Here is an 18,860-nt window from a genome sequence, read left to right as displayed (position 1 = left end):
GTTATTTAGCATTTGTTAAAAATTTTTCAAGATCAGAAATCGCTGTGATGGAAGCGTTACACTGGTCGCTATCGATGCATAAGTAGTTCCCGACAGCACGATAGTGATCAGCTGATTTATTTGTTCGAACCGAGACGAGCGCGACCTCATTGTTTGTTTTACAGAGGCTGCAAATTCCGTGCTGAATGTTTGGTAAATAGGTGCTCTCGAGTCCGATCCACGTCCCGTCGAGCGGATAAACAAAAAATTTCTTTTTGTTGCTCGTATCATTCCAACTCAAATACGTCGTCATTAAAAAATCAATCGTATCGAGTGGAGGAAGATGGAGTTTTTTTACCTTTGGAAAAAGTGCCTGGATTTCAGCGGGGGTGATCGTCGGAAATGGTTCGACGAACGGTTGGATTTGATCGAGATACGTGAACAGCTGTTGCTCTGAAGCTTGATTCCGGATCGTCATCAAAAGTTCCTCTTGTTCCGGGGACAGAATGGGAATGATGTCGAAAATTTTTGTCGTCGCGCTGTATAAAACGGCATCACGGACATCGGGGTCATTCACGGTCGTTAATTGTTGAAGTAATAACTCAATTTGATTCCGGATGAAATTATATTGGTGGGGCTTGATGAATGGTTGCATATGATCAACGCTCCTTTATCTTTCCATCGTACCTGAATCCGTTTCTTGAAGACAGTTTTTTTGTTTTCGAGCATGTCGCGTCGGGAAAAGACTAGGTAAGGAGGTGGACGCGAGATGTTGACACTGACGGGACTTCGTTTACTCAATTTTTTATCGTTTTTATTCGTTTTATTTGCCCGTGTCGTGTGGTATAAGATGACGACCGAGTTACCGTTAGCAATCATGCCGGCACCATTCGTTGATGCTGTCGTCGGTGTTCTGTATACGACACTCCTGATTTGGTGCATCCGTCCAGTCCGATCTTATCCGGCAGATCGAACGTTGATACTTGATATAAGTGGATGGTTCAGTTTGACGATGATTGGACTCGGAGTAAGTTCGATTGTAGGTCCGCCGTGGGAACTCGTGTTGATGACAGTGTCTTTCATAAGTCTTTGTCTCATCTATTCAAAAATTCAACAGCATCCGAACCGTTCACCTTGGATGCGCTCGCCTTTTTCCGTCTTTCTAGCCTGGTCGAGCGTCCAAATCTTAATTTTACCGTTTCGGATTTTACGTGATTTCCGGTTTGAGGAACTGTTTGGTTTAAGTGTCTCGCTTTGGACGAGTATCATGCTGATTGTTTTTGCCGGTGGTGTACTAGTATTCAGCTGGTTCCATTCGGATTGGGTGTTTGGTGTAGTGATGATTTGGTTTTATAGTGGGCTGTTCTTTAACGATCGTCTCACTTTAACACAGGAATGGATTACCGTTATTGCGACGGTGGCAGTCGCAATCGTCACAGTAGTGGTCTTTCGGAGACGACAAAAGGTTTTTTCAGAACAAAAAACACCAGTTTCTTGAAACAAACCGACAGTTTGAATCATTGCTTTTCGTTTTTTCGGGTATATCCCTTATAGAAGTTAAAAAGGGGGACACAGTCAAATGGGGAAAAAACAATTTATCGGAACGTATGAAAATGAAACCGAATTGATTCGGGATATTGAAGATTTACATTTTAAAGGGTATCTTGAGGAAGATTTATACGTCGTCTTACAGGATAAAACCGATATGGCGATGTTGCGGGGACAGTCAGCAGCACAACTCGTCACGGGTAAACGGACATTGTTCGAGCGTTTTACTGGAAAGCCGGCGACAGAAGATGAAATCCGAACGGCATTTACGTCGCTTGGTCTAGCGGACGAGGAAATCGAACGTCATGTCGTCGGTGTCCGGCATGGTGCTTACGTCTTGTTCGCGGATCGAGAAGGTGCGGAGCGACCGACACCGTCACCTAAAAGTATTCTTGAGACGGAGCCGGAAGGCATCGAAGCAGAACGGAAACTCGATCATGAAAACAGAGCATTGGAGAACGAAAACAACGATAAATTATGAGTGTTGCCTTTGTTTGAGTGGAGAGGGTGAATCATGATGGACAGCCACTACCATACAATTCTGGTCGCAGTAGACGGATCAAAGACAGCAGACTTGGCATTCGATAAAGCGGTCCAGTTTGCAAAAATTGATCATGCAAAGCTCGTCATCACACATGTCATCGACATTCAGACATTCGCGAATGTCCGTGCCAACCAACGCTTCATTGACCAAAACGTGACAGAGTATGCACAAGAATTACTTGAACGATACGAAAAACAGGCACATCAAGCCGGGTTGGATGCAGTCGAGCTCGTCATCGAGACAGGGTCACCTAAGACGTTGATCCCGAAAGTCATTGCACCGCGTGTCGGGGCAGGACTGATTGTCTGTGGGGCTGTCGGCATGAACGCAATGGAACGGATTATGATTGGGAGTGTATCCGAAAACATTGCCCGTTATGCGAAATGCGACATTTATATCGTCCGTCCAAAAACGTTAAATTAATCAAAAAAGATAAGCAGTCTCTTAACGGTAGTAGCTTAAGGGACCGCTTATCTTTTTTTAGTTTACTTTGTCAGCAGGTAATAAAATACACCAAGTACGATTAAGATGACCGGTAGTAAAATCAAGTACATCCAAACCATGTTTTTAGCAGTTGTTTTGTTACTGTAGCTTTCTTCATTACGGCTACGTCCGACCATGAGTGTAAAAATAAGTCCAATGATACAAATCACAAGGGCGATCCAAAATAAAAGGGTCATCGTTCTTCCTCCTTTATCTAGCAAACATCAAGCTCTCTTTTATCATATCGAACATTGCTCGGGTCTGTCTGCCTAATTGTGACAGTTTGAAGTTGACGTCAGCTAGTTGAGGGGCTAAACTAACACTAACAGTTTAGGAGGTAAACTAAAATGAAAGACAATCTTCGGGAAGCCGTCCTTCTGTTTGAGGAAGTCATGATTCATGGGACGGAACGCGTATTAAAGTCCGTTGAATCTCCCGTGTGGCGTTTGTATTCTCCAGAGCAACTTCATTTATTGAAAATCGTCGGTAAATACGGACCGATTGCTTCGGGACGAATCGCCGTCATGCAAGGTGTCCATAAAAGCGCGATTTCAAACCGTCTGAAAAAGTTAAATGAAAAAGGACTCGTGGAAGTCGAACGGGCGGAAGATGATCATCGGACGAAACAAATCATTTTGACGCAAGCAGGACACGATGTCGTCGAGGAATCGAACCAGGCAATCTATCTCTATTTGGAACAATTGATTGACGGTAAGGTCGAGGACGATGAAATTCAACAGTTTATCGAAACGTTTAAAAAGGTTAAATCGATTTTAAAGATTGAAGATTAAGCAGCAGAGAAAAATAGAACTAGAAGAGGTGGAGAAGGCATGCGACAAATCATCAAGTGGCGCTGGCCGATCGTAATCGTCTTATTGATTGCGACAGTCGGTCTATTTTTAGCGGCACCGAACTTATCGAAACAAGCAGAGGATGCTGGAGCGATTCAGCTCGCAAGTGATGCAGATTCGCAGCGCGCAGCAGATATTTTACAGGCAGCTGGTGCAAGTGAAGAAACCATTTCGCTCGTCATCCCGTTAAAGGACAAGATCTCAGCGTCTGACCGCACTGACATCGGTCAAATCGTGACGGATTTAGAAAAACTCGACAAACCTGTGACCGGTGTCCTTAATCCGTTTGAAAGTGAGGAAACGGAAGGACAACTTGTCTCAAAAGATAAAAAAACGGTGCTCGTTCCAATTACAGTGGACGGGTCACAAGAAGAAATTACAGCGCTCGCGGAAAAAATCCGGGCGGATGTCCTTCCGAACGACCGGACGATTTATCTGACAGGTGAATCGCTGATTAATGCAGACGTCAACAAAAGTTCGCAAGAAGGACTGAAACGGACGGAGTTAATTACTGTCGGTTTGATTTTTGGTTTATTGCTTATCGTCTTCCGTTCGATCGTCACACCGTTCGTTCCACTGCTTGCAGTCGGCGTAACCTACCTGATGAGCCAATCATTTGTGGCGTTTTTTGTTGATTGGTTCGGTTTCCCGGTCTCGAACTTCACACAAATCTTCCTCGTCGCGATCTTATTCGGGATTGGGACAGATTACTGTATCTTACTGTTAAGCCGCTACAAGGAAGAACTGACAGCTGGACATGACGTCGAAACGGCAATCGTCAACACGTATAAAACAGCGGGTCGGACATTGCTGATTAGTGGGATTGCCGTTCTCGTCGGTTTCTCGGCAATCGGATTCGCAGATTTCCCGATCTTTAAATCATCGGTTGCAGTAGCGGTCGGGATTGCCGTCTTACTGCTCGTCCTGTTTACACTCGTCCCATTCTTCATGGCGACGTTAAAAGAAAAATTATTCTGGCCGTCGAAAAGTGCAGCGAGTCACCGTGATAGTAAGTTATGGTCACGTTACGGCGGATTATCGATTCGCCGTCCATTGCTCGCGATGGCAATCGTCGCCGTCATTACAGTCCCGACGCTCTTTACGTATGATGACGATCTTTCATTCAATACAGTCGATGAGATTGGAGAAAAATACGAAACCGTCAAAGGGTTAAATGCGATTTCAGACGGATTTGGTGCGGGAGAATCGCTCCCCGTCAACGTCATCTTAAAGGACGATAAAGACATCGTGACAGAAGAAACACTTCCTTATGCGGAGCAGTTAAGTCGCGAGCTCGTCAAATTGGATGGTGTCAAATCCGTTCGGTCGATTTCAAGACCAACGGGTGAGGTCATCCCCGATTTATACGTCGACCGCCAACTCGCGCAAATTGCAGATGGGGTCAAAGATGCCAATACGGGTCTTGGTGAAGTCGGTCAAGGTTTAGAGGAAGTCGAAAAAAACCTTCAATCGATTAGTGGACAGCTTCCGGCTGGAGACGAAGCGACGGCTGGGGCAACACAATTGCAACAGGCAGCAGATGGTCTCGGTCAAATCAATCAACAGCTCGGCGCTGTCGGTCAAGGACTGCAAACGACACAAAACATACCGCAAGCGGTCGGGACGTTGTCCGCTTTATCGGAACAATTGACGCAAATTGAAACCGGCATTGCGCAAGCGGCGACAGGAATTGAACAACAAGGTGCACAAGCTGGACAGCTCGGTGGTGGCTTGACGCAACTTGCGGACGGTGTCGGTTCGGCAAATGAGGGTCTTCAAAAAATCGAAGACGGTTTAACGGATGTAGCGGATATTCTGACTGAGATGGGCGATTCGAAAACGATTCGCGGGACCGGAATGTTTATTCCGAAAGAGACGTTAACGAATAAAGAGTTTGAACCGGTCATCGAACGATATGCAATTGATGACGAAACAGGATTGAAGTTTGAAGTCATCTTAAACGACGATCCCTATTCGCCAAAAGCGATCGAAACAGTCGCGGCGATTAAAAAAACGACTGCGAGTACGTTAAAAGATACGCCACTCGAAGAGGCAAAAGTTGCTTACGGTGGTATTTCAAGCATCAATAGTGACTTAAACGATACGTCAAAAGCGGACTTTTCGCGGACGGTCGCGATTATGATCGTGAGTCTGTTCATCGTCCTCGCAATCATGTTCCGTTCGTTCATCATGCCGCTGTTCATGATTGGTTCATTGTTACTGACGTACTATACGTCGGTCTCAATCGCAGAGTTGATCTTCGTCAACGGACTGGGGTATGACGGAATCAGTTGGGCGGTTCCATTCTTTGGCTTTGTCATGCTTGTCGCACTTGGCATCGACTATTCAATCTTCCTCCTTGATCGCTTCCGCGAAGAAACGATCAACGGACTTGAGACGAAAGAAGCGATGTACATCTCGATGAAAAAAATGGGCTCGGTCATCATTACGGCAGCGATCATCCTCGCCGGTACGTTCGGTGCGATGATGCCATCCGGTGTCCTCAGTCTCGTTCAAATCGCGACGATTGTCATCACGGGTCTTCTCTTGTATGGATTGATTGTCTTACCGCTCTTGATCCCGGCGATTACGGTTTCGTTCGGTTCAGGTGTCTGGTGGCCTTTCCGTCAAAAAGAAAATAAGAAGTAAAGGCATTGAACTGGTCCATCCGGGCGTCATCCGGATGGGCTTTTTCGTTATACTACAAGCAGGAGGCGATGAAGATGCAACAATTTAACCAATTGACGGATCGTGTATGGTATCAAACGCCGGTCAGTGAAACGGATCGACCGATTTTAGGGCTGATCGTCGGAGCAAAACGCAGTCTGATGATTGACGCAGGAAACTCGAGCCGGCATGCGGCACTGTTTTTAGAAGAAGTGGAGCGACAGGGCTTGAAAAAACCTGATTTACTGGCATTGACGCATTGGCACTGGGATCATATTTTCGGACTAAAGGAAATGAACCTTCCGGCGATGGCAACGAAGCGGACGGTAGCGCGAATTGAACAGATGCTAGATTATGACTGGACAGATGAATCACTCGAAGCGCGAATCGAGCAGGGAATCGAGATACCGTTTTGTGCCGATGCCATCAAGCTCGAGTTTGGTCCGACACGTGATATAGCAGTACAATTGCCAAATATTCAATTCGAGGGAGAACTTGTCGTCGACTTAGGGAATGTGCATTGTATTCTGCGCGAAGTCGAAAATGACCATTCACCCGGGAGTCTGCTTGTTTACATACCGGAAGAACGTGTCTTATTTTTAGGGGACGCGATGTATGCTGATATCTTTTCGGCGAAATGGAACTATACGGTCGAGCGAATGACGTTGTTACTTGATGCAATCGCGGAGTATGATGCGGCGTATTACGTTTGGTCGCACGGTGAGGCAATGCCCCGCGAAGCGTTCGAACAAGAAGTCGTGATGTTACGTCAGGCGATGGATGTGACGGAGCGAGCAGGTGGGAAGATTTCAGAGATGCATCGATTATACAAAGAAACGGTCGACCGTGTGTTAACGACGGACGAAGAAGAAACGCTCGTCTTTTTTGCGAACGGGATGAAATCTTAAAGAAATCAATCGTCAGTTCGGAAGGAATTGATGCCGCAAAAGGCGAAACTATTCAATATGAGAAAAATTGGATAGATGAGAAAGGGAGTTGTATAATGTATCCGGATAAAAATAATCGGAACGAAACAAGCGACCGTGTTTTTTTTGGTACGGGAAAATTCTTTTTCGTCTTTGTGATTGCGCTAGTGCTCTATGTTCTCTACGACTTGTATCTCCAATGAAAACAATCTGACGCGTCACCTTCCTGAAAAAATCGGGAGGTGATTTTTTGATTTTTAGGGGAGTGCAAAGAGACCAAATTTTGGGTAATAATCAGCATGAGACACTTACAGGTTTTTGCAGAGGAGGCACAACATGAAACGCATCCAGATTGCCGACTTTGATCGTCGTTTACCTGGGAGAGAGCTCCGGGAGACGACGCATTATTATGAAGTGATTTTTATGAAAGATTACGAAGAAATGTATCCTTCAACACAAGTACGAACGATTCAATTGGCAGATATCTGTGTCAACTTAATCGTGATGCCGGAGCGGACGTATCTTGTCTCCGCGTTATTTTTGAAGCCGGTCGAAGTAACAGATGTCGTCGCCTGGATTCAACTGTACACGATTAGTTTTGCGACAGCTGATGACTCGGGTTATTATGTCGAACAGGCGGATGAAATTCTTGAAATCGTCCTGTATCAAGACAATCCGATTGTCATTGCGACACGAGGGGATGACCGCCTTTATTATGAGACGAAAGGAGCGATTGAAGTGCGCCGAGCCACCAATGAAGGAATTGGAAACAAACCATTGTTGTATTTGAACGGAGAAGCATGGTTCGGGGTCCCGCGACTTGAATTCAACCCGAAGCAAGACGAAATCCATGTCAATGGAACGTTTTTATTCGCTGATTATATGGACGTTTATCAAGGTCATGTCAGCTTTTTTCGGAAGACGGACCCAGAATTGCCGGCTGTGTTGCTAGTCGGGCAGGCCATTATTGAAATGGAGTTGACGGAAAAGCCAGACGGTAGCCGAATCCTCGTCATCGAGCAGCCGTATGATGAAGCGTGAAACCTCGCCTCTTTCTCTTTCAAAATGAGTTAAAAAGGAGACAGTGAAATCCCTTACAAAATGTGCGAAGATAGGAAGGAGAAGGTTAGAGGGGATGAGGGGAAGCATGACTAAAGAGACACCACGTAATTCAAAATGGATGCGCTCCTACAATCGGGCACTTGTGTTACGCCTGATTCGAATGCATCAGCCAATTTCGAGGGTCGAACTTGCCCAGCGGACAAATTTGACGAAGCCGACGGTCTCGAACATCGTCAGTGAGTTGATTGCCGATGGTCTCGTGACGGAGCGGGAACTCGGAGTTTCGAATGGGGGACGCAAACCAATCATGCTTGAATTGGTTGCGACGGAACAATATGTCATCGGAATCGATGCGACGAGTCATCGTTTCATCGGTGTCATCGCCGACTTGAGTGGAAATACGATTCATGAAGTCGAATCAATCGGACACTTTGATACGAGTGACGATATGATTGATGCCGTCAGTCAACTGTGTGAAGAATTGATTGAAGCGACAAACGGTGTCGGGACGATTCATGGCATCGGGATTTCTGTCCACGGGATGGTTAATCCGGAAACAGGTGTCATCCTATTTGCCCCTCGGTTCCACCTTCATGATGTCGCACTAAAAAAACATTTAGAGGAACGATTTGCCTATCCAGTTTTCATCGAGAATGACGTGCGTGCGCTCGCTTCCTTCGAATTGTTATTTGGCGAGGGGGTTGGGGTCGATCAATTCTTTTACCTTTATGCAGGCGAAGGGATTGGAGGCGCCTATGTACTGGATGGAAAGTTGATTGATGGGGAAAACCACATCACGGGTGAAGTCGGACATATGCGACTTGATTTAGATGGACCCATCTGTTCTTGTGGCAATCGTGGTTGCCTCGAGGCATTGGCAGGCGAAAAGTCACTGTTGCGCGATTTTGAAGTCATTGATCCGCAAGTAAAAACCTTACTGGAACTGCGGAGTCGTTTAGTGGCAGGAGACGAACAAGCGGCGCGCGCCTATCATCGAGCAGGAGAGTATATCGGGATTGGTGTATTGAATACGATTCACTTGTTGAACCCGAAACGGATTTTACTAGGCGGCCCGATGTTTGAACGCGCACCGGGCATCGTCGAGCAGATTAAAGAACGGGTCGCGCATACGGCGCTGACAACAGCCTCGCGACAGACGGACGTGAAGATGGTGCCGTGGAGTGAAAAACAAGGGGCACTTAGTGCAGCTGCCTTAGCGACAAATAGTGTCTTTCAAACGATTTAAAGTATAAACTACTTCCATCGATATGACGGAAGTAGTTTTTTTGACTGTAGGCAAACTCTTATGAAGAGTGAAAATGCGATAACGAGAAGCAATCAGTTCGCGCTTCCCTTTCTCGCTTCATCTTCAAAGCGGCAATTGGTCTAAAGCGATTCAAGACGGATTGCGCTCCAAATCGTCTGCATGCCTGGATTTCTCTCACGGTATTACTTAAAAAGCGTCACGTTTCGTTGACTCCTACGGGAAAAAGTGCGTGTTTAACGCACTTTCAGAGGCAGGCAAGACCCTGCTCGTGTCCGTTAGGACCAAGGAGCAACGGCTTGCGCCTCGCCCGAGGAAAGCAACGAAAAAGACGCTTTGTCACGCCCTCAGTTATCAGGACTTCAAGCAATCTCGAGATAACCCAAAAAAATAATTTATGAAAACGTTTACAAATATAAAAGTCATATGCTATAGTCTTTTTAAAGATAGATAATAAATTTAATTTACTAAGTTCATGTGAACGGTGGAGGTGGATGCGGACTGGCGAAGACCAGTCGAGCTGAAACGGAAAGAAGGAGGCAACGCGCCGATGGAAACAAAAGATCCGTGGGTTTCCTATCGTGAAGCTTTTGGGCGTTACGGGGCCATCCGCGGCTTTTACTATGATCGTCAAACGCAGCGGATGACTGAACAACAACTAGGGGATGAACGGTCACCGGACCAAGACATCGTGCTCGTCCGTCCGCGACAAGATGGAGTTTTTCAATTCCGGATGTCATCCGTGCAAGGAGTATTGACAATCCGTTCCTCAGAACTGCATGTTCGAAAAAATGAGAGCGGATACATCGAATTACGCGCATTGATGCAACAAATGCGGACGGCAGGCTGCTTAACACTTGGCGGAGAGTTTTACTTATTTGTCGCTCGCGAAGTCGACACATTGGATTATCGGTTACGTTTGATTGCCCGCGTGTTGATTCGGCTACAGGGAATGCCGATCGACCAAACGGTGATGGAAGACTGGTGCAAACAAGCGAAACTGGAAGGTCAACACGGTCAAAAATACGCATGATACTTACACATAAAAAGGGGATCAATCAGATGAAATTTAAAAAATCGAAGATTTTAGCGGCAGCATCGGTTCTTACATTATCAGCACTACTCGCAGCTTGTGGTGGCGAAGATGAGCAACAGACGACAACAAAAGACGGTAAAACAATCATTACCTGGTGGGGCTGGGCACCACAACCTGAAGCTGGGAAAGCCGTTGTCGATGCGTTCAACAAATCGCAAGACAAGTATTCAGTCGAATTCAAACGGTACAGTGAAGACTATGAAAAGCAACTTCAAGTCGCAATGTTGTCAGGTAAAGGCCCAGACATCATTGGCTTAAAAGAACCGATGATTCAGCAGTATAAAGATCGTGTCGTACCGGTCGATTCATATATGGATAAAGCAGCCGGAGATGGATGGAAAGATAAATTCGTCGAGCTCGGGATTGAACAGACGACACTTGATGGTACACAATACGCAGTCCCAATCGGTTTCACAGGACAAGCATACTTGATGTACAACAAGACGATGCTTGATAAATACGGTGTCACGCCACCTAAGAACTATAAAGAAACGGTTGATGCCGTCAAAAAAATCAAAGCGTCTGGCGATAAAGTCATTCCATTGATGCTCGGAGCAAAAGATGCTTGGATCGACATCGATGTCTACAATGTCCTCAGTCACCAAGTCGCGCCGGGTTACATTCAAAAAGTCTTGTCGGGTGAAGCAAAATGGACAGATGACGAAATGGTCAAAACAGCACAAGTATGGCAAGACCTCTTCGAAGATAAAGTCTTCCAAGAAGGAGCGCTGGGTCTTGCGACTTACAATGACGGGATGAACCAGTTCTTCGATAAAAAAGCTGCGATGTGGGTCATCGGTTCATGGGAAGCACACTCGATGACGACGGCTGAGAAAAAAGACAAATGGAAAATTGACGATGAGCTTGGATTTGCACCACTTCCTAACCTCGTAGGCGGAACAGAACAACCAATCATCGCTTCAATCGATATGGCGCTTGGTGTCAATAAAGAATCGAAACAACAAGAAGGTGCAGCAGAGTTCATCGCCTTCATGAGTCAAGGTGAAGGACAAGAAGTATACATGGGTGAGTTCGAGATGGCACCAGGAATTAAAGATGTCACAATCGACTCTGATTCCGCTTTCACATCGGAAGGCGAAAAAGAATCATACAAAATGTTAAACGATACGCTTGCGGACGCAGTCGCGAGCCGTGGAATCCGGGATACGAAATTGAACGATATCCTCGGGAAGGAACTTCAAAATATCGCAACAGGTCAAGATCCGAAAGAAGCACTTCAACGTGTTCAAGATACAGCGGATAAATCGGCGAAATAAGCAGTAGACAGCGAAGTGATGCGCCTGGCGTATCACTTCCTGATTTTTGGAAAAGAGGAAAGTGAGGAATCAACATGCAGACAGAGCGTCAGGAATTGCCGATTAAACCAAAAGCAGAGCCGTTAAAACCAGCAGCGACACGTTCACCTGCTCCAAGAAAAAAAGGCAAGATGAAACAAAATATGGTCGGTTGGGCATTTGTCGCACCAATCGTCCTTTTCGTCGTCAGTTTCATCTACTACGGGATTTTCTACAATGCCTATAACTCGTTTTTCTCATGGGACGGGATTTCGTTTGATAAAGCGTTTGTCGGGCTTTCAAACTATGCGGAAATGTTCGGAGATCCGGACTTTTATCTTTCGCTCAAAAACACCTTCATCTTCACCGTCTTGACGGTCACAATCCAGGCTGGAATCGGACTTGTTCTCGCGTACTTCCTGCATACACAAGGACCGCTGCGGACTGCGATGAAATCGGTCTTCTTCTTCCCGGTCGTTTTGAGTCCGGTCGTCCTTGGGGCAGCTTTCACACAAATTTATGATTTCCAATTTGGCTACATCAACGAATTCTTACGTGCAATCGGTCTTGGGAGTCTCGAGCAGAATTGGCTCGGCGATCCGGATATCGCGCTTTATTCCGTCATCGCCATCAATATCTTCCAGTGGACAGGGTCGTCGATGGTCATGTACTACATGGCGATGTTGACGATTGAAAAAGAAATTTTCGAAGCTGCGAAAATTGATGGAGCTGGTTTCTTCCGGACCCTTTGGAGCATTGTGTTCCCGAACTTAAAGGGCACGACCTTCACGTTATCGATCCTCGGTGTCATCGGTGGACTGAAGACATTTGACTTAGTCTGGATCACGACTGCCGGTGGGCCGGGATCGTCCACAGAATTTATCTCGACCTACTTATTCCGAAAATCAATGCTCCAACAGGAAGTCGGCTACTCGAGTGCTGTCGCCATCGTGCTACTTACAATCGCGTTGCTGATCACGTATTTCCAATTACGGATACAAAAGAAAATGGATAACTAAGGAGGAACGTACCATGAATGTAGAATCTAAAAAGAGTCGTTGGATGATCAACCTTGTCCTTGCCTTAGCTTCAATCGTCTGGCTGTTCCCGATCTTTGTCATGTTCAAGGAAAGCTTACGTGTCAATGGATTTGAGAACTATATCGCGACGTTACAAAACCCGAATTTCCCAACGTTCGTCTTCAACAGTTTCTTTGTTGCTTTCTTCATGATCATCATCTCAATCACGATTCTTGCGTTTGCAGCGTTCGCTTTTTCAAAGCTAGAGTTCGCAGGAAAGCGTCTCATGTTCAATATGGTCCTCGCCGGTTTAATGTTACCGGTTGCTTCGATGATCGTCCCTTTGTTCTTTACGCTCCGTTCATTTGACGGACTGAACAATCATTGGGGATTGATTGGGGCAGAAGTTGCATTTTTCCTCCCGTTCGGCTTGATGCTCATCAAAGGGTACTTTGACGAATTGCCGAACGAACTGATGGAAGCGGCCTATATCGACGGTGCGACAATTTTAGAAGTCTTCTTCAAAGTCATGTTGCCACTCGCGAAACCGGCACTTGCGACAGCATTAATCTATGCGTTCCTCAACTCGTGGAACGAATACTTGATGGTCTTGACGTTCATGACCGATCCCGCTTACCAGACAGTCACGATGGCACCGAGTTTCTTCAAAGATGCACTCGGCGGCGATCCAGGTAAAATCTATGCCTCACTTGTGTTAATCAGTTTACCGACAATGGTCTTCTATATCTTCTTCCAACGTTTCTTCCAAAAAGGAATGACGGCCGGTGCAGTAAAATAATTTGTTTTTTGAGTCAGGGGGAGCAACATGTATTTAGGAGTCGATTATTATCCGGAACAAACACCACGTGAATTGTGGGAGGAAGATTTTCGTTTGATGAAAGAACTGGGGGTCAACGTCGTCCGGATTGCAGAATTTGCGTGGACGATGATGGAACCGGAAGAAGGGGTTTATGACTTCGACTTTTGGGATGACGTCGTCGCACGCCTCAGTGACGCGGGCTTCGATATCGTCCTCGGTACACCGACGGCAACACCACCCGCCTGGATGTGTCATAAGTATCCGGAAATTTTACCGGTCGACGAAAACGGTGTGACGATCAGCTTTGGTGCGCGTCGTCACTACACGGTTCACAGTGAGACCTATCAAAAGTTTTCCGTCGCGATTACGACGGAAATGGCGAAACGGTACGGGCAACATCCGCGTGTCATCGGTTGGCAGACAGATAATGAGTACGGTCATGAAAAGTCGGACCGCTCTTACAGTGCTATCGACCGGGCCGCTTTCCAGGTCTGGCTCAAGAAGCGGTATGGCACGCTTGACGTGTTAAACGAGACATGGGGAACGGTCTTTTGGAGTCAAACCTATACGGCGTGGGAACAAATTCCCGTCCCGCGTAAAGTTTACCAAGAGCATAGTCCAGCCCTGCTCGTCGATTTCGACCGATTTTGTGCCGACGGCTATAACTATTACAACAAGCTGCAAGTCGATGTCTTACGGGAACGTATCCATCCGGATGCCTTTATCACACATAACCTCGTCTACAGCGATATGGCTGTGAATCAACAACAGATGGCGCAAGATCTTGACTATGTCTCATTTGATAACTATCCCGTCTGGGGCGGGTTACCGGAACCAAACCGTTTTGAGAAGATGGCGAGCGATCACGATCTCTGCCGGTCGTCGAAACAGGGCAAAGGTTTCTGGGTCATGGAACAGCTCAGTGGCGCACAGGGGTGGAGCAAAATCGGATACTTACCACGCCCGGGTCATATTCGCCTCTGGACGTATCAAGCCGTTGCACGCGGCGCGGAAGCGATCGTCTATTTCCGCTTCCGGGCAGCCTTGTTCGGGACGGAAGAATTTTGCCACGGCATCATCGACCACGACGGGAAACCGAAACGGAAATTTGCTGAAGTCAAACAGATCATGACGGAACTGAATACGTTCGGCGACGAGATCAATGCCAGTACGTACCGAGCGGATGTCGGTGTCTATTTTGATCAGGAAAACGTTTGGGCCTGGACGCATCAACCACACAGCGATGCATTTGATTTCCGGACCGAGTTCGTCCGTTTTTACGGCGGGGCTGTCCGCAAGCAGGTTGCGACGGACATCGTTTTCCCGGGCGATGCACTTGATGGCTACAAACTGATTATCGTGCCGCTGTACTTCCTGACGAACCCGACGTTCGATCAAGCATTGATTGATTACATGGAACAAGGGGGGCACGTCATCTTTACGTACCGGACAGGTGTCAAGGATCCGCATAACAATGTCATCCCGAAAACACTTCCCGGGAAGTTTGCCACGTATGCCGGCATTGAAATCGATGAATATGAATCCCTTCAAGCGGTCCAGCAAAACCGTGTCGAGGGACTTGACGGACAATCGTCGATGGCACGCCTCTGGTGCGATCTCATTACACCGACGACGGCAGAGCCGCTCGCCGTTTATCGCGATACATTTTACGATGGTGTCGCAGCCGTCACGCGAAATCAATACAAAGGAACAATCACGTACATCGGAGCGTCGATCGATGACGCGATGATCGATACGATTTACGCGCAAGCCTTTGAAGAAGCAGGAATCGAGACGCTTGAAGTGCCGGACCAGGTCGAAGTCGTTCGCCGTCACGGGGAAACACGCGATTTCGTCTTCCTGATGAACCATGACACAAAAGAAACGAAACAAGTCACGCTTGACGGAACATATCAGGAGCTGACGACGCAAGAGACATACAGTGGAACAGTGACACTCGCACCGCTTGCGACACTGATTCTGACGACGTAAGGAGGTAGGACCATGGCAATCTTTGAAGTATCGAAACACCGATTCGTGATTGAAGGACAAGATGTCGCGCATGTCGTGACAATCGGAGCGAATGGGAAGCTCGTTCATACGTATTTCGGGGCACGACTTCCGTATCGAGCAGATTATGCGGCGTTACCGAGTGCGGTTCTTGCCCACAGTTCATTCGAATCGCCAGACGGCGTCGCGACGTACGACTTTATCCCGTTCGGTGAGATGGTCTATACAGAACCGACGTTAAAATCAGAACGGGCAGACGGAGCAAGAATCAGTCAATTTTCTTTCGAGCAAGCAGAGCTGTCGGATACGGCACTTGTCTTATGGCTCCACGATCCCCTCCAAGATTTGCGCGTCGGGGTACGGTATGAACTTTTCGCGGCATACGATATGATCGGGCGCTCGCTCATCGTCGAAAACGCAGGAGAAAGACCTGTCCGTTTGACGACGGCGCAGTCGTTCGCGATGGGACTTTTAAATCGTCCGACGCTCAACTTCCATCATTATGCCGGGACATGGACGGGCGAATTCCAAAAACAAATCACGCCGCTGACAGCAGGACGCAAGACGATTGAAAGTCGACGCGGTGTGACGAGTCACCAGGCAAATCCCTGGTTCGCGCTTGAACACAATGCGACAGAGACGACGGGCGAAGTCATTTACGGCCATTTTGCCTATTCGGGCAACTGGTCGATTCACGCTGAACAAGATGCCTTCGGGTTCGTCCAACTATCGGGTGGGATGAATGGATTTGACTTCAGCTGGACGCTTGACGCTGAACAACGTCTAATAACACCGGTCTTTTATATCGGCTATACTCCGGACGGCTTCGCCGGAATGAGTGCGCGCGCGCATGACTTCCAGCGTCACGTGATCATGCCGGCGTCTGACCGTGAAAACGTTCGACCGGTCCTCTATAACTCATGGGAAGCGACGTATTTCGATGTGACGGAACAGGGACAACGGGCACTCGTCAATCAAGCAGCGGACATCGGATGTGAACTATTCGTCGTCGATGACGGCTGGTTCGGTGAACGTCACTCCGATCAAGCGGGATTAGGCGACTGGGTCGTCAATCGGAAGAAGTTTCCGAACGGTCTGACCCCTTTGATTGAGTATGTGAAGGGAAAAAACATGCAGTTCGGTCTTTGGGTCGAGCCGGAGATGGTCAATCCGGACTCCGATTTATATCGCGCACATCCGGACTGGATTTATCATGCTCCGGGTGCTGTCCGGACGACATCGAGAAACCAGTTCGTCTTGAACCTCGGTTTACCGGAAGTCGAACGTTTTGTTTATGACATGATGGATGAATTATTGACGTCGCACGAAATCGACTACATCAAGTGGGACATGAATCGGGCATTCTCTGAGCCGGGTGTCCCGTCGCAAACGCCGGACGCGCAAAAAGAACTTTGGAAGCGTCACGTCGATGCCTTATATCGAATCTTCGACGAGCTACGACTCGGGCATCCGACGGTCGACTTCGAAGCGTGTGCCGGTGGCGGAGGTCGGATTGATCTCGGGATTTTAGAGCGGACGGAACAAGTCTGGACGAGTGACAACACGGACCCGCTTGACCGGTTGACGATTCAACATGACTTCTCGTTTGCCTATAATGCAAAAATGATGAGTTGCTGGGTGACGGATGGTCCGAACTGGTTGAATGGGCGGAACTTACCGCTTGCGACGCGGTTCGTCTCTTCGATGCAAGGGACGCTCGGCATCGGTGGAAACTTAAGTGAGTGGACGGCAAGTGAACTCGCGGAAGCGAAAGGATGGATTGAGACATACAAGACGATTCGGCCGACAGTTCAGCACGGACGTCAATACCGCCTCAGTCCATTCTCACAAACGACAGCGAGCATCATGCAGTATACGTCTGAAACTGAGACAGTCATTTTGGCGGTTGCACCGATGCGTAAGCATGGCATTCACCAGTACAGCTTTAAACTGACGGGATTAGATGCAAGTAGACTCTATCAAGTGGAAGATCGCCAGGTGAGCGGTGCTTACTTGATGAACCAAGGACTGAACTTCTCTTATTCGACGGACTATGAAGCACGTTGTTTACGAATTCAACCCATCTATCAATTGAGACAAATTGAGCAAAAGGAGCCGATCGCATGACCGACCAGACGTTAGAACAAATCTTTGAAGAGCAATTCGATGTACAGGCGACACATCGCTTTTTTGCGCCAGGGCGTATCAATTTGATTGGAGAGCATACGGACTATAACGGAGGTCATGTGTTTCCATGTGCCTTGACGCTCGGGACGCATGCGATTGCCCGAAAACGGGATGATGCAACGTGTCGTTTCTATTCACTCAACTTCGAAGCAGACGGCATCATCGAAGTCGGATTAGACGACTTGGCCCATAATCCGCAAGACGGTTGGACGAATTATGCCAAAGGAATGGTGCACATCCTCCGGGAAGCCGGGTACGCCATCACGTCAGGATTTGACGTCTTGATTAAAGGGGATATTCCGAACGGAGCAGGGTTGTCTTCGTCTGCTTCACTCGAACTCGTCATCGGTGTCATGCTCGAGCGTTTATATGAATTGGATCTCGACCGGGTCGAACTTGTGAAGTTCGGTCAGCAGGTCGAAAATCACTACATCGGCGTCAACAGTGGCATCATGGATCAATTTGCGATCGGGATGGGACAGGCAGGGTCAGGATTACTCCTTGACTGCCAAACGCTTGATTACACGTATGCACCGCTCGACTTGACGGGCTATACGATCATCATCATGAACACGAACAAGCGGCGTGAACTCGCCGATTCAAAATACAACGAGCGACGTGCGGAGTGTGAACAGGTGCTCGAACAGTTACAGCAAGTCCGGCCGTATGCAACGCTCGGAGATTGGTCGATGGCAGAATTCGAAACCGTCACACTCGACGACGAACGCTTGATGCGCCGGGCACGCCATGCCATTTCTGAAAATGAGCGGACGTTACAAGCCTTGGAAGCACTACAAGCAGGGCAACTCGAGGAATTCGGAGAATTGATGAATGCGTCGCACCGGTCACTCCAACACGATTATGAAGTGACAGGGCAAGAACTCGACGCGTTGGTCGAAGCGGCTTGGGCGCAACCGGGTGTCCTTGGGGCACGGATGACAGGAGCCGGCTTTGGTGGCTGTGCGATTGCAATCGTTGAAACGTCAACAGTCGACCGATTCATCGATGCCGTCGGACAACGCTATGAAAGCCGGATCGGTTATCCGGCAACGTTCTACACGGCGACTGTCGGAGACGGAGCGCGTGAAGTCGAACGGGAGGTCATCTAA

Annotated in this window: 17 protein-coding genes; 15 read left to right on the top strand and 2 right to left on the bottom strand. The window is 47.8% G+C overall.

The window, feature by feature from the left end; genetic code table 11:
- Nucleotide 1 precedes the first annotated feature (1 nt).
- The gene (locus tag KNP94_RS11560; protein WP_214803519.1) at nucleotides 2-634 is read right to left on the bottom strand and encodes a FusB/FusC family EF-G-binding protein; all 633 of its coding nucleotides are present in this window, start codon (nucleotides 632-634) and stop codon (nucleotides 2-4) included.
- Nucleotides 635-748: 114 nt separating this feature from the next.
- On the opposite strand from KNP94_RS11560, the gene KNP94_RS11555 reads away from it, so the two are divergent.
- The 3 genes from KNP94_RS11555 to KNP94_RS11545 all read left to right on the top strand — a co-directional run bounded on the left by KNP94_RS11555 (nucleotide 749) and on the right by KNP94_RS11545 (nucleotide 2,494).
- Entirely contained in the window at nucleotides 749-1,477 is a 729-nt protein-coding gene (locus KNP94_RS11555) for a hypothetical protein (RefSeq protein WP_214770427.1), read from the top strand.
- 81 nt (nucleotides 1,478-1,558) lie between these two features.
- Nucleotides 1,559-2,008, top strand: coding sequence for a YflT domain-containing protein (locus KNP94_RS11550; protein WP_214767247.1), 450 nt, complete (start codon nucleotides 1,559-1,561; stop codon nucleotides 2,006-2,008).
- Between the two features lie 36 nt (nucleotides 2,009-2,044).
- The gene (locus tag KNP94_RS11545) at nucleotides 2,045-2,494 is read left to right on the top strand and encodes a universal stress protein (RefSeq protein WP_088838409.1); all 450 of its coding nucleotides are present in this window, start codon (nucleotides 2,045-2,047) and stop codon (nucleotides 2,492-2,494) included.
- Between the two features lie 62 nt (nucleotides 2,495-2,556).
- On the opposite strand, the gene KNP94_RS11540 is transcribed toward KNP94_RS11545, so the two are convergent.
- Nucleotides 2,557-2,751, bottom strand: coding sequence for a hypothetical protein (locus KNP94_RS11540; RefSeq protein WP_088836190.1), 195 nt, complete (start codon nucleotides 2,749-2,751; stop codon nucleotides 2,557-2,559).
- A gap of 150 nt (nucleotides 2,752-2,901) precedes the next feature.
- Here KNP94_RS11540 and KNP94_RS11535 point away from each other — a divergent pair, with 150 nt between their 5' ends.
- The 12 genes from KNP94_RS11535 (at nucleotide 2,902) to KNP94_RS11480 (ending at nucleotide 18,860) form a co-directional block, all read left to right on the top strand.
- On the top strand, nucleotides 2,902-3,345 hold the full coding sequence (locus KNP94_RS11535; protein ID WP_029332515.1) for a MarR family winged helix-turn-helix transcriptional regulator: 444 nt from the start codon (nucleotides 2,902-2,904) through the stop codon (nucleotides 3,343-3,345).
- Between the two features lie 39 nt (nucleotides 3,346-3,384).
- The gene (locus KNP94_RS11530; RefSeq protein ID WP_215115680.1) at nucleotides 3,385-6,054 is read left to right on the top strand and encodes an MMPL family transporter; all 2,670 of its coding nucleotides are present in this window, start codon (nucleotides 3,385-3,387) and stop codon (nucleotides 6,052-6,054) included.
- A 74-nt stretch (nucleotides 6,055-6,128) separates the two neighbouring features.
- Complete coding sequence (locus tag KNP94_RS11525) at nucleotides 6,129-6,980, top strand: MBL fold metallo-hydrolase (RefSeq protein WP_214803380.1); 852 nt, start codon at nucleotides 6,129-6,131, stop codon at nucleotides 6,978-6,980.
- A 354-nt stretch (nucleotides 6,981-7,334) separates the two neighbouring features.
- The gene (locus KNP94_RS11520; protein WP_214767241.1) at nucleotides 7,335-8,039 is read left to right on the top strand and encodes a hypothetical protein; all 705 of its coding nucleotides are present in this window, start codon (nucleotides 7,335-7,337) and stop codon (nucleotides 8,037-8,039) included.
- A gap of 106 nt (nucleotides 8,040-8,145) precedes the next feature.
- Nucleotides 8,146-9,306 (top strand): ROK family transcriptional regulator, encoded by a 1,161-nt coding sequence (locus KNP94_RS11515; protein ID WP_214767239.1) that lies wholly within the window; start codon nucleotides 8,146-8,148, stop codon nucleotides 9,304-9,306.
- A 568-nt stretch (nucleotides 9,307-9,874) separates the two neighbouring features.
- Nucleotides 9,875-10,357, top strand: coding sequence for a hypothetical protein (locus KNP94_RS11510; RefSeq protein ID WP_029332520.1), 483 nt, complete (start codon nucleotides 9,875-9,877; stop codon nucleotides 10,355-10,357).
- A 29-nt stretch (nucleotides 10,358-10,386) separates the two neighbouring features.
- Entirely contained in the window at nucleotides 10,387-11,697 is a 1,311-nt protein-coding gene (locus tag KNP94_RS11505) for an ABC transporter substrate-binding protein (RefSeq protein WP_088836195.1), read from the top strand.
- A 74-nt stretch (nucleotides 11,698-11,771) separates the two neighbouring features.
- Nucleotides 11,772-12,734: a carbohydrate ABC transporter permease gene (locus KNP94_RS11500; RefSeq protein ID WP_088836196.1), complete on the top strand. Its 963-nt coding sequence runs from the start codon at nucleotides 11,772-11,774 to the stop codon at nucleotides 12,732-12,734.
- A 13-nt stretch (nucleotides 12,735-12,747) separates the two neighbouring features.
- The gene (locus KNP94_RS11495) at nucleotides 12,748-13,533 is read left to right on the top strand and encodes a carbohydrate ABC transporter permease (protein WP_088836197.1); all 786 of its coding nucleotides are present in this window, start codon (nucleotides 12,748-12,750) and stop codon (nucleotides 13,531-13,533) included.
- Nucleotides 13,534-13,560: 27 nt separating this feature from the next.
- Nucleotides 13,561-15,546 carry a beta-galactosidase gene (locus KNP94_RS11490; RefSeq protein WP_215115679.1) on the top strand — a complete coding sequence of 662 codons (1,986 nt, stop codon included), beginning with the start codon at nucleotides 13,561-13,563 and terminating at the stop codon, nucleotides 15,544-15,546.
- Between the two features lie 12 nt (nucleotides 15,547-15,558).
- Entirely contained in the window at nucleotides 15,559-17,691 is a 2,133-nt protein-coding gene (locus tag KNP94_RS11485; protein ID WP_214770436.1) for an alpha-galactosidase, read from the top strand.
- Nucleotides 17,688-18,860, top strand: a complete 1,173-nt coding sequence (locus tag KNP94_RS11480; RefSeq protein WP_214805531.1) for a galactokinase — start codon at nucleotides 17,688-17,690, stop codon at nucleotides 18,858-18,860. Before KNP94_RS11485 ends, KNP94_RS11480 begins: the two co-directional genes overlap by 4 nt.

Origin of the sequence: Exiguobacterium sp. s80, assembly GCF_018618725.1 — a bacterium.
In the GTDB taxonomy this organism is placed as follows: domain Bacteria; phylum Bacillota; class Bacilli; order Exiguobacteriales; family Exiguobacteriaceae; genus Exiguobacterium_A; species Exiguobacterium_A oxidotolerans.
Note: the sequence above shows the minus strand (reverse complement) of the source record. Positions and strands in the feature narration are given on the sequence as shown.

What these genes read in the sequence shown, in the direction of transcription:
- KNP94_RS11560 (WP_214803519.1), bottom strand. Translation starts at nt 634, where the DNA reads ATGCAACCATTCATCAAGCCCCACCAATATAATTTCATCCGGAATCAA.
- KNP94_RS11555 (WP_214770427.1), top strand. Translation starts at nt 749, where the DNA reads ATGTTGACACTGACGGGACTTCGTTTACTCAATTTTTTATCGTTTTTA.
- KNP94_RS11550 (WP_214767247.1), top strand. Translation starts at nt 1,559, where the DNA reads ATGGGGAAAAAACAATTTATCGGAACGTATGAAAATGAAACCGAATTG.
- KNP94_RS11545 (WP_088838409.1), top strand. Translation starts at nt 2,045, where the DNA reads ATGGACAGCCACTACCATACAATTCTGGTCGCAGTAGACGGATCAAAG.
- KNP94_RS11540 (WP_088836190.1), bottom strand. Translation starts at nt 2,751, where the DNA reads ATGACCCTTTTATTTTGGATCGCCCTTGTGATTTGTATCATTGGACTT.
- KNP94_RS11535 (WP_029332515.1), top strand. Translation starts at nt 2,902, where the DNA reads ATGAAAGACAATCTTCGGGAAGCCGTCCTTCTGTTTGAGGAAGTCATG.
- KNP94_RS11530 (WP_215115680.1), top strand. Translation starts at nt 3,385, where the DNA reads ATGCGACAAATCATCAAGTGGCGCTGGCCGATCGTAATCGTCTTATTG.
- KNP94_RS11525 (WP_214803380.1), top strand. Translation starts at nt 6,129, where the DNA reads ATGCAACAATTTAACCAATTGACGGATCGTGTATGGTATCAAACGCCG.
- KNP94_RS11520 (WP_214767241.1), top strand. Translation starts at nt 7,335, where the DNA reads ATGAAACGCATCCAGATTGCCGACTTTGATCGTCGTTTACCTGGGAGA.
- KNP94_RS11515 (WP_214767239.1), top strand. Translation starts at nt 8,146, where the DNA reads ATGACTAAAGAGACACCACGTAATTCAAAATGGATGCGCTCCTACAAT.
- KNP94_RS11510 (WP_029332520.1), top strand. Translation starts at nt 9,875, where the DNA reads ATGGAAACAAAAGATCCGTGGGTTTCCTATCGTGAAGCTTTTGGGCGT.
- KNP94_RS11505 (WP_088836195.1), top strand. Translation starts at nt 10,387, where the DNA reads ATGAAATTTAAAAAATCGAAGATTTTAGCGGCAGCATCGGTTCTTACA.
- KNP94_RS11500 (WP_088836196.1), top strand. Translation starts at nt 11,772, where the DNA reads ATGCAGACAGAGCGTCAGGAATTGCCGATTAAACCAAAAGCAGAGCCG.
- KNP94_RS11495 (WP_088836197.1), top strand. Translation starts at nt 12,748, where the DNA reads ATGAATGTAGAATCTAAAAAGAGTCGTTGGATGATCAACCTTGTCCTT.
- KNP94_RS11490 (WP_215115679.1), top strand. Translation starts at nt 13,561, where the DNA reads ATGTATTTAGGAGTCGATTATTATCCGGAACAAACACCACGTGAATTG.
- KNP94_RS11485 (WP_214770436.1), top strand. Translation starts at nt 15,559, where the DNA reads ATGGCAATCTTTGAAGTATCGAAACACCGATTCGTGATTGAAGGACAA.
- KNP94_RS11480 (WP_214805531.1), top strand. Translation starts at nt 17,688, where the DNA reads ATGACCGACCAGACGTTAGAACAAATCTTTGAAGAGCAATTCGATGTA.